This window comes from Hydrogenophaga sp. Root209 (assembly GCF_001428625.1).
In the GTDB taxonomy this organism is placed as follows: Bacteria; Pseudomonadota; Gammaproteobacteria; order Burkholderiales; family Burkholderiaceae_C; genus Hydrogenophaga.
The window spans coordinates 472,888-488,412 of record NZ_LMIE01000031.1 but is presented as its reverse complement, the minus strand read 5'-3'; the positions used below and the strand labels follow the sequence as shown (position 1 = coordinate 488,412).

The window sequence follows — 15,525 nt, the reverse complement described above, 5'->3', positions numbered from 1 at the left end:
TGTGGGGTGGGTTGCCCTTGAGCTTAAAGCCCGAGTTGCATCGAAGTACAACTGAATGGTTGACCGTTGGATGTGCCGTCGATATATTCAACCACATGATTGAATATAAACCCGCCCAGCTCGACGCCGTGTTTCATGCTCTGGCCGATCCGACGCGGCGCGCGATGCTGCATACCCTGTCTGCGCAGCCGTTGCCCGTGGGCGAGCTCGCGGCGCCGTTCGACATGTCGCTGGCCGCTGCTTCCAAGCACATCCAGGTGCTCGAGCGCGCGGGGCTGGTCCAGCGCAGCATCACCGGCCGAACCCACCTGTGCCAGTTGAACGCGGCACCGATGCACGCGGGGCTGGAGTGGATGCGCCACTACGAGCAGTTCTGGCAGCAGCGCGTCGATGTGCTGGAGGCCTTGCTCAAGGCCGAGGACAAGGCTCGCAAACCGTCCAGACCCACCCACAACCCAAGGAGAAAACCATGAACGACGACTATGGCGTGCTCACCGCCCCCGACACCGTGCGCATCGAGCGCCTGCTGCCCGGATCCATCGATCGGGTGTGGGCCTGGATCACCGAGGAAGACAAGCGCGCCCGGTGGTTCGCGGGCGGCACGATGGAGCTGCGCGTGGGGGGCCGGGTGGCGCTGGCGTTCCGCCACAGCGAGCTGACCCATCCCGACGACCCCGCACCCGCGAAGTACGCGGACATGGCCGACCACGCCGAGCTGCGGGGTCAGGTCACCGTGTGCGAGCCGCCGCATCTGCTGGCCCACACCTGGGGCGGGCAGGGCGAGGTCCGGTACGAATTGTCTGAAACCGCGGGCGGCGTGCGGCTCGTGATCACCCACCAGCGTTTGCCGGGTCGCGACGACGTGCTCAGCGTGTCGGCGGGCTGGCACGCGCACCTCGCCTTGCTGGTTGCGCAGCTTCAGGGTCGCGAGCCGCCGCGGTATTGGCAACTGCACACGCGGCTGGAAGCCGAGTATGCGGCGCGCATGGCTCGGACCTCGTTCGAGCCGCGGAAACGGGTCAGCGACTGACGGCGCAACGCCGATCTCTTGTCGCCACCGTTTCACGACGATCTTGTTACTCCCCGTCGCACGGCCGTTTGACTAGAGTCGGATCTCCCTCCAAACCCACCGAGAGCCAACACCCATGACCACCACCTACACCGGCAGTTGCCACTGCGGCAACATCGCATTCGAAGTCGAAGGCACCATCGACAGTGGCCTGGCGTGCAACTGTTCGATCTGTTCACGCAGGGCGTCGCTGCTGTGGTTTGTGCCGCGCGCGAGCCTCAAGCTGAAGACGCCGGATGCTGCCGCAGGCACCTACCTGTTCAACAAACACGTGATCAAGCACCGGTTCTGCGCCATCTGCGGCATCCACGCTTTTGGCGAAGGCACGGATCCCAAGGGCAATGCCGTGGCCGCCGTCAATCTGCGTTGCATCGAGAACATCGACCTCGCCGCGATCCCGGTGCAACAGTTTGATGGCAAGGCCTTGTGAGGCCCGGTCAGCTGCTCCCGCGCACCATCATCTCGAACCCCAGATCCACCGAATTGCGCACGGGCACCTCTCCGCGCATCAAACCCAGCAGCATCTGCGCACTCGCCTCGCCCATCGCGCGGCGTGGTGTGCGCACCGTGGTCAGCGGCGGCACCATCTGGTCGCTGCCCGAGAGGTCGTTGAAGCCGGCCACGGCGATGCGGCCCGGCACGTCCACACCCAGGCGCAGGGCGGTGAGCAGGCCGCCCTGGGCCAGGTCGTCGTTGCAGAAGAACACGGCGTCCACCTCGGGGCGGGCGCGCAGCAAATCCTCCAGCAGTTCACCACCCAGACGCATGGACGACGGCTGCGGGCTCAGCAACTCAAGCCGCGCGTCATACAGGCCGTGCTCGCGCAGGCAGCGGCGGTAGCCCTCGGCGCGCTGCATGGTGCGCGGGTCGAGCTGGGCGGCCACGAAGGCGATGCGTTTGCGCCCGCGCTGCACCAGGTGCCCGGTGATGGCATGGCCGGCCTCGATCTGCGAGAAGCCCACGCAATACACATTGGGCGCTTGCGTGAGCTCCATCAAATACACACAGGGCACACCGCTGGTGGCGATCATCTGGCGCGCGGCTTCGGTGCGGTCAAAACCCGTGAGCAGCAGACCGGCCGGGCGGTGCGCGAGGTAGCTGCGCAGCAGTTGTTCTTCTTCCTGCGGCTCGTAGTGCGTCACGCCAATCATGGGCTGGTAGCCGTGGGGCAGCAGCGTGCGGTGCACCGCTTCGAGCACGTCCACAAACAGGGCGTTGGACAGCAGGGGAACGAGCACCGGCACCTGCGTGCTGCGCTGCGAAGCGAGGGCGCGCGCGGCCGGGTCGGGCACATAGCCGAGTTGCGCGGCGGCACGCTTGACGCGCTCCACCAGATCGGCGGCCACGCCCCGCTCGCCGCGCAGCGCGCGCGACGCAGTGATGGGGCTGACTTCGGCGGCCTGCGCCACGTCGCTGAGGGTGGTGCGCCCGCTGTGGCGGCGCTTGCGTTCGGTCGGTTCCAAGGGTTTTCCCGGTATTTGGTGCGGATCGTGTGGCGTTAGGATAGCGCTGTCCGTGGCCTTGTGTCACCCGAATTTACCCTGAATCGCGCCGCAGGTAGCCGGGAATTCAACCGGAAAGAGCAGCGATGCCACACAGGGAATTCGCCCATTTTTTTGATTCATCGGGATAGCGCTACCAAATGAACATCCGGCCCGAAAACACCTTCCTCGTCGTCATGGGCGTGGCGGGTTGCGGCAAATCCAGCCTGGGCCAGTTGTGCGCCGGGTCCCTGGGCGTGCCGCTGCTCGAAGGCGACGACTTCCACTCTGAGAGCAACGTGGCCAAGATGCGCAGCGGCACACCGCTGAGCGACGAGGACCGCGCGGCCTGGCTCGACACCCTGGCCGCCCAGCTGCAGGCCCACCCGCAAGGTGTGGTGCTGACCTGCTCGGCGCTCAAGCGGCGCTACCGCGACCGCTTGCGCGCCGCCGCGCCCGGCCTGCGCTTCGCGTTTCTCGACCTCACGCAGGAGCAGGCGCGCGAACGCGTGGCCGCGCGCCCCGCGCACCTGTTTCCGGTGAGCCTGGTGGCCAGCCAGTTCGCCGCGCTCGAAGACCCGCGCCATGAACCCGGTGTGCTGCATCTGGACGCCACCGAGCCATTGGACCAACTGGCCACGTCCGTTGCGCGCTGGGTTCAGGCCGCGCCGGCCACCGCCATCCTGGAGAACCGCTCATGAAACCGGGCCCATTTTTGAAGCACGGGGCCGAAGCCCTGCTCGCGCTGTGCCTGGCCGGCATGGTCGTCTGCGTGTTTGGCAACGTGGTGCTGCGCTACGGGTTCAACAGCGGCGTCAACGCCACCGAGGAGCTCTCGCGCCTGCTGTTTGTGTGGATGGTGTTCCTGGGCGCCACCGCCGCTTACCCGCTGGGCCAGCACATGGCCTTCACCAGTCTGGTAGGTGCGCTGCGCGACAAGCCCGCGCTCTTCGCCACCGCCACGCTGGTCATCCGCCTGCTGGTGCTGCTGGCCTGTGTGTTGCTGGGTCGGGGCGCCTGGCAGCAGGTGGTGGTGGGCATGGACAGCCATTCGGTGGTGCTCGGCTACCCGGTGGCGCTGCTGCCACTGCCCGCGCTGCTGTGTTCGATGGCCATCGGCCTCATGGTGCTGATCGAGATCGTTCAGCGCACGCCGCTGGACCTGGGCCATCAGGCCGAGATGGAGTGATGTGATGACCGTTGAAGCAATGGCCTTCGTGGTCTTCATCGCCGGCATGGTGGTGCTCATGGGCATCGGCATGAACATGGCTTTTGCCCTGTTGCTCACCGGGGCCGCCATGGCCTGGGTGATGGATTTCTGGGACACGCAACTGCTGGCCCAGAACATGGTGGCCGGCGTCGACAGCTTTCCGCTGCTGGCCGTGCCCTTCTTCATCCTCGCGGGTGAGCTCATGAACTCCGGCGGCATCAGCAAACGCATCATCGACATGGCACAGGCCTGGGTCGGCCACGTGCGCGGCGGGCTCGGTTATGTGGCCATTGGCGCGGCGGTGCTGCTCTCGGCCATGTCGGGTTCGGCGCTGGCCGACGCGGCGGCCATGTCGGCCATCTTGCTGCCCATGATGCGCAAGCACGGCTACCCCGTCGCTTCGTCCGCCGGCCTCATCGCCGCGGGCAGCGTGATCGGCCCGATCATCCCGCCGTCCATGGCCTTCGTGATCTACGGCGTGACCACCAACACCTCGATCTCGGCGCTGTTCATCTCGGGCATCGTGCCCGGGCTGATCATGGGCGTTGCGCTGGTGCTGGCGTGGCGTGTGGTGCTGCGCAAGATGACGCTCACCAGCTCGCCTCCGGTGCCCATGGCCGAGCGCCTGCGCCTCACTGCCCGCGCGGCCTGGGCGCTGCTCATGCCGGTGATCATCATCGGCGGCATGAAGAGCGGCGTGTTCACGCCCACCGAGGCCGCCGTGGTGGCAGCCGCTTATGCGCTCGTCATTGCACTCTTCGTGCATCGCGAGATGCGACTGCCCGATGTGTACGGCGTGCTGGTGCGCGCGGCGAGCACCACCTCGGTGGTGATGTTCCTGTGCGCGGGCGCGGCGGTGGCGAGCTACATGATCACGCTGGCCGATTTGCCATCCACGCTCACCGGCTGGCTGGGCCCCTTGGTCGAGCACCCCCGCGTGCTGATGATCACCATGATGGTGGTGCTGGTGCTGATCGGAACCGCGCTCGACCTCACACCCACCATCCTGATCTTCGCGCCGGTGATGCTGCCCATCGCCGTGAAGGCGGGCATCGACCCGGTGTATTTCGGTCTCATGTTCGTGCTCAACGGCGCCATCGGCCTGGTCACACCGCCCGTGGGCACCGTGCTCAATGTGGTGGCCGGTGTGGGGCGCCTGCCCATGCACCAGGTCATCAAGGGCGTGAACCCCTTTCTCTTCACGTACATCCTCGTTCTCGCCCTGTTCATCGTGTTCCCGCAGATCGTCACCGCGCCCGTCGCGTGGATGCGTTGACGCTCAACCCCAGCCCATCCGTTTCACCCACTCCAAGGAGACTGTCATGACCCTGTTCCGTCGCACCCTCATTGCCGCCACCGCCGCGGCAGCATTCGCCGCGCCTTTTGCTGCGCTCGCGCAAGACATCAAGCCGCGCATCATCCGATTCGGCTACGGCCTGAACGAAATCTCCAACCAGGGCCGCGCCACCAAGGTGTTTGCCGACGAAGTCGAAAAGGCTTCGGGCGGCAAGATGAAGATCCGTGCCATCGGCGCCGCGGCGCTCGGCTCGGACGTGCAGATGCAGCAGGCCCTCATTGGCGGCGCGCAGGAAATGATGGTGGGCTCCACCGCCACACTGGTGGGCATCACCAAGGAAATGGCAATCTGGGACACGCCTTTCCTGTTCGACAACGCCAAGGAAGCCGACGTGGTGCTCGACGGCCCGGTGGGTCAGAAGGTGATGGACAAACTGCAGGAAAAAGGCCTGGTCGGTCTCGTGTACTGGGAGAACGGTTTCCGCAACCTCACCAACAACAAGCGCGCCGTCACCAAGCTCGAAGACATGGACGGCATCAAGCTGCGCGTGATGCAGAACAACGTGTTCATCGACAGCTTCAAGACCCTGGGCGCCAACGCCGTGCCGCTGCCGTTCTCCGAGCTCTTCACCGCGCTGGAAACCAAGACGGTCGATGGCCAGGAGAACCCGTACAACACCATCCTCTCCAGCAAGTTCTACGAGGTGCAGAAGTACCTGACCGTGACCAACCATGTCTACAGCCCCTGGATCGTGCTGGTGAGCAAGAAGTACTGGGACGGCTTGAGCAAGGACGAGCACAAGGTGCTGCTGGACGCCGCCAGGAAGAGCCGCGACTTCGAGCGCCAGGACACGCGCACCGAGGCCGACAAGGCGCTGGCCGACCTCAAGGCCAAGGGCATGCAGATCAACCAGCTGTCGCCGGCCGAAGCCAACCGCATGCGCGAGAAGCTGGCTGCCGTGAACACCGGCATTGCGGCCAACGTGGGTGAAGACCTGTGGAAGGAAACGCAGGCGGCGGTGGCCAAGGCGCGCGCTGCGAAGTAAACGCCCAGGCGCCTCCACTGAAGAGCCGATCCCTTGCGGGGTCGGCTTTTTTCATGGCGGTGCGAAGCTCACCGGGCGGGTGGCGCGTGAGACAGCAGTTCGGCATCCAGCACGCCGGGCCCCTGTGCGTGCGTGGCGGGGCGTTCGACATGGCGTTTGACCGTGGCGACGCCCTGCGCCGGGCTGATCCAGCGGGTTTCGGTTTCGCCCGTGCTGTCCTTCCACGACAGCTTCCAGGCCTTGAAGGTGCCGGCTGGCACGGTCACGTCCTCGAATGCCTCGACCTTGAAGTCGCGCTTCATCGGCACCTTGGCGCCGCTCGGGTAGAGCGTCACGGCGTACTGCGTGCTCCAGGTCTGGCCGACGGTCAGCGGCCAGGCGTAGTCGATGGGTGGGTCGAATGCCATGACGGGTTTGCCGTCGGCGGAGAGCATGGCCCGGATGGCGAAGCTCGCCGGATCGTGCAGCGCCACGCCGGCTTGCGGCGCGCCGAACGCAATGACCGGCTGGCCTTGCCAGGTGGCGGGGGCATGCGTCCACACCACCTGACCGTCGTAGGTGCCCAGGCTGCCCGAGCTTTTGCGGTGGTAAGTGAGGACGGTGCCCATGGGCGAGATGACCATGCGCTCGGCCACGGGTGGTGGCGTGGCGCAGCCTGAGACGATCAGGAGGGTGGACCCGGCAAGACCCAGCAGGGCGGCGTACAGCGCGTTGCGTCGTGTGTTCATGGTGGCTCCAGAGTGGTTGGTTTTCAGGGGGGCCATTGCCCCTCTGGGAACCACTCTAGGCAGGAACCGGTGTCGCCCACTGAGCCAACTCAATCACCCGCCGCATGGCTGCCCGGCGGGTTTGATCTGCGTCAAACCTTGCGCTGCTCCATCGCCTTGGCCATCGTCTTGCCCAGCTCCACACCCCATTGATCAAAAGCGTTGATGCGCCAGATGGCGGCCTGGGTGAACACCTTGTGCTCGTACAGCGCGATCAGCGCGCCCAGGCGCATGGGGTCCAGGCGGTCCAGCCACAACACGTTGCTCGGGATGTTGCCTTCGAACGTGCGGTGCGGTGCCATGGCCGCCGCATCGGCTTCATTCAGCCCGTCCTTCATCAGCGCGGCTTGCGTGTCCTGCAGCGAACGGCCGCAGGCCATGGCCTGTGCCTGCGCGCGCAGGTTGAGGTTGACCACCGCGTGGTGCGTGGCGGCCATGGGCAGCGGTGTGTCCTCGTTCTGCACGCCGATGAAGTCCACCGGCACGGTGTGCTGGCCCTGGTGGATGAGCTGGAAGTAGGCGTGCTGCCCGTCGATGCCCAGGCCGCCCCAGACGATGGGGCCGGTGGCCACCGTGGCGGGTGTGCCGTCGGTGTGGGTGCGCTTGCCGTTGGACTCCATGTCCATCTGCTGCACGAAGGGCGTGAAGCGCACGAGCCGCGAGGCGTAGGGCACGATGAGTTGCGTGGGCATGTGCAGGAAGTTGCGGTTCCAGATGCCGGCCAGCGCGAGCTGCATCGGCAGGTTGTGTGCCGGCAGTGCGGTGCAGAAGTGCTCGTCCATGGCGCGCGCCCCGGCGAGGAAGGCGCGGAAGTTTTCCGGCCCGATGGCAATGGCCAGTGGCAGACCGAGCGCCGACCACACCGAGTAACGCCCGCCCACCCAGTCCCAGAACAGGAAGGTGCGTTCGGGTGGATAGCCCAGCCTGGCGGCTTGTGCCGGGCTGGCGGTGATGGCCACCAGGTGTTTGGACAAGGCCTCGGGCGGGCAGCCGTGGTCGGTCAGCCAGCGTTGTGCGCTGGCGGCGTTGGTCAGCGTTTCCTGGGTGGTGAAAGTCTTGCTGGAGACCACGAGGATGGTGCGTCTGGCATCGAGCCCGCGCAGCACGCTCCACAGAGCCCAGGCGTCCGGGTTGGAGACGCAGTGCACGCGGATGCCGGGCACGGCGGGGGCGGCCAGTCGATGGCCATGCGCGGGCCGAGGTCGGAGCCGCCGATGCCGATGTTCACCACGTCGGTGATGGCCTCGCCGGAGAAGCCGAGCACGGCGCCGGCGGTGAGCGCCTGGGCGAACTCGCAGACCCGCGCCAGCTCCCGGTGCACATCGCCCTGCACGGCGTTGCCCCAGGGGCCAGCGTGCAGCGGATCGCCGCGCAGCGCCACGTGCAGCACGGGGCGGTCCTCGGTGGTGTTGATGGTGTCGCCACGGAACATGGCATCGCGCTGCGCCGCCACGTCGGACTGCTCGGCCAGCTCGAGCAGTGCGTGCTGAATGGCGGGCGTGAGGCGCTGGCGGCTGGTGTCGAGCGTGATGCCGGCGGCGGTCGCGCTCATGCGTTGGGCTCGGTGCGGGTCGGCGAGCAGTTCGCGCAGGTGCGGCGTGGGGTTGCCGGCCAGCGTCTGCAGCTCTTGCCAGGCGGGCAGGGTGGTGGGCAGTTTCATGGGTGTGGTTTCCCTTTCAGTGGGGGGCGGCCATCGCGGTGGCCTCGCGTGCCAGCCGCGTGATGCCGGCCCAGTCGCCATGGCGCACGAGATCGGCTGGCGTGAGCCAGGAACCGCCGGCCATGGCCACGTTGGGCAGTTTCAGGAAGTCGCGCAGATTCTCCACGCTGACGCCCCCGGTGGGGCAAAAGCGCACGTCGGGCAGCGGCGCGCCCAGCGCCTTGAGCATGCCCAGGCCACCGGCCTGCGAGGCGGGGAACAGCTTCATCAAGGTGAAGCCGTGGTCGCGCGCGCGCATCACCTCGCTGGGCGTCATCACGCCGGGAATGAAGGGCAGCCTGGCCTCGCGCACGGCGTGCACGAGTTCATCGGTGCAGCCGGGCGACAAGGCAAAGGTGGCGCCAGCGGCCATCACCTGCTTGACCTCGGCCACGCGCGTGACGGTGCCCGCGCCCAGGTGCATCTTCGGCACGGCGCGGGCCACGGCTTCCATGGCCTGCAGCGCCACGCCGGAGCGCAGGGTGATCTCCATCACGTCGATGCCGCCTTCGAGCAGGGCGTGGGCCAGGGGAACGGCATGGGCTGCGTCGTTGAGCACGATCACAGGGACGACGCGGGAAGTGAAGGCGGGGCGGGTGACGCAGGTGGTGGTCATGGTGTTCCTTGTGGTTCAGCCAAACAGCGGTGAGGCGCCAAGCTCGGCCACGCTGGCGTGCTGGCGGAACATGGCGAACAGTTCGCGCCCGGTGCCGTGCTGGTTGGCGCTGAGGTCGGGGTGGTGCAGTTCTCGCGCGTTGAAGGTGGCGACATCCACCTCCAGTTCGAGCACGCCGCGCTCGCAGTCCAGCGTGATCCAGTCGCCGTCTTTCACGCGGGCGATCGGGCCGTTGGCCAGCGCCTCGGGGCTGACGTGGATGGCCGCGGGCACCTTGCCCGAGGCGCCCGACATGCGGCCGTCGGTGACGAGTGCCACCTTGAAGCCTTTGTCTTGCAGCACGGCCAGCGGTGGCGTGAGCTTGTGCAGTTCGGGCATGCCGTTGGCGCGCGGTCCCTGGTAGCGCACCACGGCGATGAAGTCGCGTTCGAGCTGGCCGGCGTTGAACAGCGCCAGCAGGTCTTGCTGGTCACTGACCACCACGGCCTGTGCCCGCACCACGCGGTGTTCGGGCTTCACCGCCGAGACCTTCACCACGCTGCGGCCCAGGTTGCCCTGCAGCAGACGCAAGCCGCCGTCGGCGCTGAAGGGCTCGGCCACGGGGCGCACCACCGAGGTGTCGCCGCTCTGCATGGGTACGGGGCGCCATGCCAGTTGGCCATCGTCCAGCCACGGCTCTTGCATGTAGGCCTGCAGACCGTGGCCCATCACGGTGGCCACGTCGGCGTGCAACAGGCCGGCATCGAGCAGTTGCCGCATGAGGTAGCCCATGCCACCGGCGGCGTGGAAGTGGTTCACGTCGGCGCTGCCGTTGGGGTAGACGCGCGCCAGCAGCGGGATCACGTGCGAGAGCTCGGCGAAGTCGTCCCAGTCGATCAGCACACCGGCGGCGCGCGCCATGGCCACCAGGTGCAGCGTGTGGTTGGTCGAGCCGCCGGTGGCCAGCAGGCCGATGATGCCGTTGACCAGGGTCTTCTCGGTCACGATGTCGGCCATGCAGATGGCGGCTTCACCGGTGCGCCCGGTGTTGACCAGGCTGCGCTTCACGGCCTCGGCGGTGAGCGCGTCGCGCAGCGGCGTGCCCGGGTTCACGAAGGACGCGCCGGGCAGGTGCAGACCCATGATCTCCATCAGCATCTGGTTGCTGTTGGCGGTGCCGTAGAAGGTGCAGGTGCCGGGGCTGTGATAGGCCTGCGACTCCGATTCGAGCAGGGCCTCACGCCCCACCTGGCCCTGTGCGTACTGCTGGCGCACCTTGGCCTTGGCGTCGTTGGACAGGCCCGAGGTCATGGGGCCGGCGGGCACAAACACATTGCTGAGGTGACCGAACTGCAGCGCGCCCATGAAGAGGCCGGGCACGATCTTGTCGCAGATGCCGAGGAAGAGCGCGGCGTCGAACACGTTGTGCGAGAGCGCCACCGCGGTGGAGAGCGCGATCACATCGCGCGAGAACAGCGAGAGCTCCATGCCGGCGGCGCCCTGGGTGACGCCGTCGCACATGGCGGGCACGCCGCCGGCCACTTGCACCGTCACGCCCAGCCCGTGGGCGATGGAGCGGATCTGCTGCGGGTAGGTCTCGTACGGCTGGTGGGCCGAGAGCATGTCGTTGTAGGCGGTGACGATGCCGATGTGCGGCGCGCGCTCGGCGTGGATCTTGAGTCTGTCGGCCGCCGGCAGCGCGGCCGTGGTGTGGGCCATGTTGGCGCAGCCCATGCCGGTGCGTTGCGTGCCGCTCTTGCGTTGTGCGGCCATGGAGGCCAGGTAGGCGGCGCGTGTGGTGGCGCTGCGTTCAGTGATGCGGTCTGTGACGCGTTGCAGCGTCGGGTGCAGTGTGGTCATGATGTTCTCCGATTCAGTTCAGGCTATCCAGACACTCACGGGCGTCTGGTGCTGGTTGAGGATGAGGGACACCGGCAGCGCTTCGTCGGCGCCCAGGCGGGCTTGCTGGAACACGGCCAGCTTGCTGGCGCCACTGATCGACAACGCGAGTTCACGCGTGGCCAGCAGGGCGGGCAGGGTGAGGGTCAGGCGCGCGTGGGGCGCGGTGGCCGGACGCACCCAGGCCACCGGGCCGCTGCTGTGCAGGGCCTGGCGCAGGCCGGGTGCGCCGGGGAACAGCGAGGCGGTGTGGCCGTCTTCGCCCATGCCGAGCACCGCCATGTCCATGGGCCAGGGCTGGGTGGCCAGTCGCCGGTTGGCGGCATCGGCCAGCCGGTCCAGAGCTGCGTCGTCCAGGGTGTCTGGCAGCGTCTCGAAGAACGGCACGAAGGTGGCGGCCGCGGCCGCGTCCTGCAGCAGATGGCGGCGCACCAGCGCGGTGTTGCTCTCGGCGTGGTCGTGTGGCACGCAGCGTTCGTCCACCAGCAGCACGGTCACGCGCGGCCATTCGAGGGGCAGCCGGCGCAGCGCTTCAAACAGCGCGATCGGTGACTTGCCGCCCGAGACCGCCAGCACCGCGTGGCCCCGCAGCGTGATGGCGGCGTGCAGGCGCTCGGCGATGGCGTCGGCCAGTTGCCAGGCCAGCTCGGCCGTCGAGTCACAGACGTGTTCGTTCATGATTCCTCGACCCAGGCGGAATTCTCCCGGGCCATCAGGGCCGACGAGGCGGCCGGGCCCCAGCTGCCGGCGATGTAGGCCTTGGGTTTTTCATTCAGGTTCTTCCAGCCGTCCAGGATGGGCTCGACCCAGGTCCAGGCGGCTTCCAGTTCGTCGCGGCGCATGAAGTGGGTCAGGCGGCCTTTGATGACGTCCATCAGCAGACGCTCGTAGGCTTCGGCGCGGCGCGCGCTGAAGGCGGATTCGAGGTCGAGGTTCAGGCTCACCGGGCGCAGGCGCATGCCGCTGCCGGGTTCCTTGGCCATCATCTGCAACTGCACGTGTTCCTCGGGCTGCAGGCGGATCATCAGGCGGTTGACCGGCTGGCGCGGCGCGTCGGGGAAGATGGTGTAGGGCAGGTCGGCGAACTCGATCACGATCTCCGAGCGGCGCTCGGCCATGCGCTTGCCGGTGCGCAGGAAGATAGGCACGTTGGCCCAGCGCCAGTTGTTGATGTGCGCGCGCAGCGCCACGAAGGTCTCGGTGGTGCTGTCGGGCGGCACGTTGTCCTCTTGCAGATAGCCCACGGCCTTGTCGCCATTGGCGCTGCCCGCAGCGTACTGGCCGCGCACCGTGTCGCGCGCCACGTCGGCCACGGTGAGCGGGCGCAGCGAGCGCAGCACCTTGAGCTTTTCGTCGCGCACGGCGTCCGGGTCGAGCGAGACCGGCGGCTCCATGGCCACGATGCACAACAGTTGCAACAGGTGGTTCTGCAGCATGTCGCGCAACGCGCCGGTGCCGTCGTAGAAGCCGGCGCGGCTGCCCACACCCACCGATTCGGCCACCGTGATCTGCACGCTCTTGATGAAGGGGCTGCGCCACAGGGGTTCGAAGATGGTGTTGCCAAAGCGCAGCACCATCAGGTTCTGCACGGTCTCCTTGCCCAGGTAGTGGTCGATGCGGAAGGTCTGGGCTTCGCTGAAGTAACGGCCGACTTCCTCGTTGATCTGGCGCGCCGAAGCCAGGTCGTGGCCGAGCGGTTTTTCGAGCACCACGCGCGAGCGGGCGTCGATCAGGTTGGCGCTGGCGAGATTCGCGCAGATGCCGGTGAACAGCGTGGGCGCGGTGGCCAGGTAGTACACGCGGTCGGAGCCGTGCTGCATCGCGGCGCCCAGCGCCGCAAAGTCGTCTGGCTGGGTCGCGTCCAGACACACGTAGCCCAGGCGGTCCTTGAAGGCGGTCCAGGCCGTGTTTTCGAGGGCTTCGGGTTCGATGAAGCCGCGCACCTTGTCGTCGATGAAAGTGGTGAAGGTGGCGCGGTCCCAGGGCTGGCGACCCAGCGCCAGGATGCGCGTGGCCTCGGGCAGGTTGTGGTGCAGGTGCGCCATGTAGAGCGCGGGCAGCAGCTTGCGCACCGAGAGGTCGCCCGCGCCACCGAAGATCACCAGGTCGAGCGGGCCCGGGGGGGTGGAGGAAGCAGCGGCAGCGGTGGGGCTTGAGGTGACCATGAATCTAATCAAGTTACTTGAGAAAGTGGAATGTTAATGTAATTAAGTTACATCACGGGTACAGGATGTCGGCGCTGGCTGGCGAGCCCTCGGGGGCCTTGCCTCCACCTTAACCGCCCCACTGGCGCGTGCCCAGTCAGAGGGCGCGAAAAACCGGCGGATGGGCGGTGGTGCGGGCCACCACCTCGGGCAGGCTGGGCGGTGTGCAGCCGGTCTGCATCACGCACAGGCTGGCGCTGGCCACGGCGTGGGCCAGCAGGTGGTGCGCGTCGCTGGCGTCCAGCCGCAGTGCGTCGGCATGCGTGCTCTGCTGCAGCGCGGGGCGCTGCAGCAAGGCCACCAGCAGGCCGGCCAGAAAGCAGTCGCCCGCGCCCACGGTGTCGACCACCGTCACCGGGGCCGATTCGGCACAGTGCCAGGCGTGGCCGTCGCGCGCCAGCAGCACCGCGCCGCCCGCGCCCAGCGTGAGGGCGAGCCATTGCGCGCGTGTGCTGGCCAACAGCGCACTGGCCCTGGTGAGGGCGTCCGCTCCCGGCTCGCCCAGCGTGTCGAGGTCGTCGTCGCTCACCTTGATGAGGTGGGCTTGCTGGAGCGCCGCCATCACGCTGCTGCGGTAGGCGCTCATGTCCGGCACGATGGCCGGGCGCAGGTTCGCGTCCACCGCCACCAGCCGCCCCGCCGCGCGCTGGGCCTGCAGCCAGGGCAGGTACTTCGCGCTGTCCTCGGCCACCAGGGCCAGGCATCCGGTGACGGCGATGCGCAGACCCGGCAGAGCTTCGCAGGCGGCCATCAGGCCGGGCGCGGACACCTGCCGGTCAGCCACGCCCTCGCGGTAGAAGCTGTAGCTGGCCTTGCCCTGCGCGTCCAGGCCCACCACCGCGAGCGAGGTGGGCTCGTGCACCGGTTGTGGCTGTGCCAGGACCACGCCGGCCTGCGCAATGCCCTCTGCCAGCAGGCGACCGAAGCGGTCCCCCGCGAGCGGATTGAGATAGAGCGTGCCCACGCCTTGCAGGCCGAGCGCGCGGGTGAGGTTGTAGACCGCGCCGCCCGCGCAGGGGCGCAGACGCCCGTCGGACTCTTCGATCAGGTCGATGAGCGCTTCGCCGGCGGTGGCGACTTGCAGGGTGTCCGGAAGACTAGGGAAAACCATAACTAAATCCAGTTGATTTATTAACCTGACTCGAAATATAGTTCAACCACACCGCAACGGGCCTCGTGAAAACCCCAAGTGTCTGGCGGCGTGATTCCTGAGACATCCCTTCCACCTGAGGAGACAAACATGACCATCCGTGCTTCCACTCTCGCCACGTCCGCCGGTGCCTTGGCCGTGCTCGCCCTGGCCGCATCGCTGGCCCATGCGCAGGCCCAGCCCGTCATCGGCCTGATCACCAAGACCGATTCCAACCCCTTCTTCGTGAAGATGAAAGAGGGCGCCGACGCCGAAGCGAAGAAGCTCGGCGCCAAGCTGTTGTCGGCTGCCGGCAAGACCGACGGTGACAACGCCGGCCAGGTGACGGCCATGGAAAACATGATCGCCGGTGGCGCCAAGACCATCCTGATCACGCCCAGCGACGCCAAGGCCATCATCCCCGCCATCAAGCGCGCGCAGGCGCAAGGCGTGATGGTGATCGCGCTCGACAGCCCGACCGACCCGGTCAGCGCGGTCGACGGTCTGTTCGCCACCGACAACTACAAGGCCGGCGTGCTGATCGGCCAGTACGCGAAAGCCGCGCTCGGCGGCAAGGCCCCGGTGATCGCCACGCTCGATCTGTTCCCCGGCCACCCGGTGGGCGCGCAACGCCACAACGGCTTCCTGCAGGGCTATGGCCTGAAGTCGCTGGATGCCAAGAGCAACGACCTGGCCAAGCCGGCCGAGGTGGTGTGCATGGCCGACAGCTTCGGCGACGCCGCCAAGGGCCAGACCGGCATGGAGAACTGCCTGCAGAAGAACCCGGGCATCAACGTGGTCTACACCATCAACGAACCCGCCGCCGCTGGCGCCTACAAGGCGCTCAAGGCCGCCGGCAAGGACAAGGACGTGGTCATCGTCTCGGTGGACGGGGGCTGCGCCGGCATCAAGGACGTGGGCGGTGGCGTGATCGCCGCCACCTCGCAGCAGTACCCGCTGCGCATGGCCGCCATGGGTGTGGCCGCGGGCGTGGAATACGCCAAGACGGGCAAGAAGGTGAGCGGCTACACCGACACCGGCGTGGCCCTGATCGCGGCCAAGCCGGTGGCCGGCGTGGACAGCAAGGACGTGAAGACCGGCATGGACCTCTGCTGGGGCAACAAGTAACG

17 protein-coding genes are annotated in these 15,525 nt (G+C 67.5%); 8 read left to right on the top strand and 9 right to left on the bottom strand.

Annotated elements, in window-relative coordinates; translation table 11 throughout:
- Positions 1-95: 95 nt before the first annotated feature.
- The 3 genes from ASE11_RS20830 to ASE11_RS20820 all read left to right on the top strand — a co-directional run bounded on the left by ASE11_RS20830 (position 96) and on the right by ASE11_RS20820 (position 1,499).
- The gene (locus tag ASE11_RS20830; RefSeq protein WP_056276099.1) at positions 96-473 is read left to right on the top strand and encodes an ArsR/SmtB family transcription factor; all 378 of its coding nucleotides are present in this window, start codon (positions 96-98) and stop codon (positions 471-473) included.
- The gene (locus tag ASE11_RS20825) at positions 470-1,030 is read left to right on the top strand and encodes an SRPBCC family protein (RefSeq protein WP_056276097.1); all 561 of its coding nucleotides are present in this window, start codon (positions 470-472) and stop codon (positions 1,028-1,030) included. Before ASE11_RS20830 ends, ASE11_RS20825 begins: the two co-directional genes overlap by 4 nt.
- Before the next feature lie 115 nt (positions 1,031-1,145).
- Complete coding sequence (locus tag ASE11_RS20820; protein ID WP_056276095.1) at positions 1,146-1,499, top strand: GFA family protein; 354 nt, start codon at positions 1,146-1,148, stop codon at positions 1,497-1,499.
- Between the two features lie 7 nt (positions 1,500-1,506).
- On the opposite strand, the gene ASE11_RS20815 is transcribed toward ASE11_RS20820, so the two are convergent.
- Positions 1,507-2,532 carry a LacI family DNA-binding transcriptional regulator gene (locus ASE11_RS20815; protein ID WP_056276094.1) on the bottom strand — a complete coding sequence of 342 codons (1,026 nt, stop codon included), beginning with the start codon at positions 2,530-2,532 and terminating at the stop codon, positions 1,507-1,509.
- A 179-nt stretch (positions 2,533-2,711) separates the two neighbouring features.
- Between ASE11_RS20815 and ASE11_RS20810 the strand changes: the two genes are divergently transcribed.
- From ASE11_RS20810 to ASE11_RS20795, 4 genes are read left to right on the top strand one after another with little or no spacing between them, the layout of a single operon-like run.
- Positions 2,712-3,251 carry a gluconokinase gene (locus ASE11_RS20810; RefSeq protein ID WP_056276092.1) on the top strand — a complete coding sequence of 180 codons (540 nt, stop codon included), beginning with the start codon at positions 2,712-2,714 and terminating at the stop codon, positions 3,249-3,251.
- Complete coding sequence (locus tag ASE11_RS20805) at positions 3,248-3,739, top strand: TRAP transporter small permease subunit (RefSeq protein WP_056276090.1); 492 nt, start codon at positions 3,248-3,250, stop codon at positions 3,737-3,739. Before ASE11_RS20810 ends, ASE11_RS20805 begins: the two co-directional genes overlap by 4 nt.
- 4 nt (positions 3,740-3,743) lie before the next feature.
- Positions 3,744-5,036 (top strand): TRAP transporter large permease, encoded by a 1,293-nt coding sequence (locus ASE11_RS20800; protein WP_056276088.1) that lies wholly within the window; start codon positions 3,744-3,746, stop codon positions 5,034-5,036.
- A gap of 46 nt (positions 5,037-5,082) precedes the next feature.
- The gene (locus ASE11_RS20795; protein WP_056276086.1) at positions 5,083-6,102 is read left to right on the top strand and encodes a TRAP transporter substrate-binding protein; all 1,020 of its coding nucleotides are present in this window, start codon (positions 5,083-5,085) and stop codon (positions 6,100-6,102) included.
- A 68-nt stretch (positions 6,103-6,170) separates the two neighbouring features.
- Here ASE11_RS20795 and ASE11_RS20790 read toward each other — a convergent pair whose 3' ends face one another.
- The 8 genes from ASE11_RS20790 to ASE11_RS20755 form a co-directional block, all read right to left on the bottom strand.
- The gene (locus ASE11_RS20790; protein ID WP_056276084.1) at positions 6,171-6,830 is read right to left on the bottom strand and encodes a hypothetical protein; all 660 of its coding nucleotides are present in this window, start codon (positions 6,828-6,830) and stop codon (positions 6,171-6,173) included.
- Positions 6,831-6,961: 131 nt separating this feature from the next.
- A complete protein-coding gene (locus ASE11_RS20785; RefSeq protein ID WP_056276082.1) occupies positions 6,962-7,975 on the bottom strand; it encodes a hypothetical protein in 1,014 nt (337 codons plus the stop codon).
- Complete coding sequence (locus ASE11_RS26925; protein WP_056276079.1) at positions 7,900-8,529, bottom strand: hypothetical protein; 630 nt, start codon at positions 8,527-8,529, stop codon at positions 7,900-7,902. The genes ASE11_RS20785 and ASE11_RS26925 overlap by 76 nt, the downstream gene beginning before the upstream one ends.
- Before the next feature lie 16 nt (positions 8,530-8,545).
- Positions 8,546-9,184 carry a bifunctional 4-hydroxy-2-oxoglutarate aldolase/2-dehydro-3-deoxy-phosphogluconate aldolase gene (gene eda, locus ASE11_RS20775; RefSeq protein WP_056276077.1) on the bottom strand — a complete coding sequence of 213 codons (639 nt, stop codon included), beginning with the start codon at positions 9,182-9,184 and terminating at the stop codon, positions 8,546-8,548.
- Between the two features lie 15 nt (positions 9,185-9,199).
- Positions 9,200-11,023 carry a phosphogluconate dehydratase gene (gene edd, locus ASE11_RS20770; protein WP_056276075.1) on the bottom strand — a complete coding sequence of 608 codons (1,824 nt, stop codon included), beginning with the start codon at positions 11,021-11,023 and terminating at the stop codon, positions 9,200-9,202.
- Positions 11,024-11,041: 18 nt separating this feature from the next.
- Positions 11,042-11,740, bottom strand: a complete 699-nt coding sequence (gene pgl, locus ASE11_RS20765; RefSeq protein ID WP_056276072.1) for a 6-phosphogluconolactonase — start codon at positions 11,738-11,740, stop codon at positions 11,042-11,044.
- Positions 11,737-13,227 (bottom strand): glucose-6-phosphate dehydrogenase, encoded by a 1,491-nt coding sequence (gene zwf / locus ASE11_RS20760; RefSeq protein ID WP_056276070.1) that lies wholly within the window; start codon positions 13,225-13,227, stop codon positions 11,737-11,739. The genes pgl and zwf overlap by 4 nt, the downstream gene beginning before the upstream one ends.
- Before the next feature lie 136 nt (positions 13,228-13,363).
- The gene (locus ASE11_RS20755; protein ID WP_056276067.1) at positions 13,364-14,377 is read right to left on the bottom strand and encodes a PfkB family carbohydrate kinase; all 1,014 of its coding nucleotides are present in this window, start codon (positions 14,375-14,377) and stop codon (positions 13,364-13,366) included.
- 129 nt (positions 14,378-14,506) lie between these two features.
- Here ASE11_RS20755 and ASE11_RS20750 point away from each other — a divergent pair, with 129 nt between their 5' ends.
- A complete protein-coding gene (locus ASE11_RS20750; protein WP_056276065.1) occupies positions 14,507-15,523 on the top strand; it encodes a sugar ABC transporter substrate-binding protein in 1,017 nt (338 codons plus the stop codon).
- The last annotated feature ends 2 nt before the right edge of the window (positions 15,524-15,525 follow it).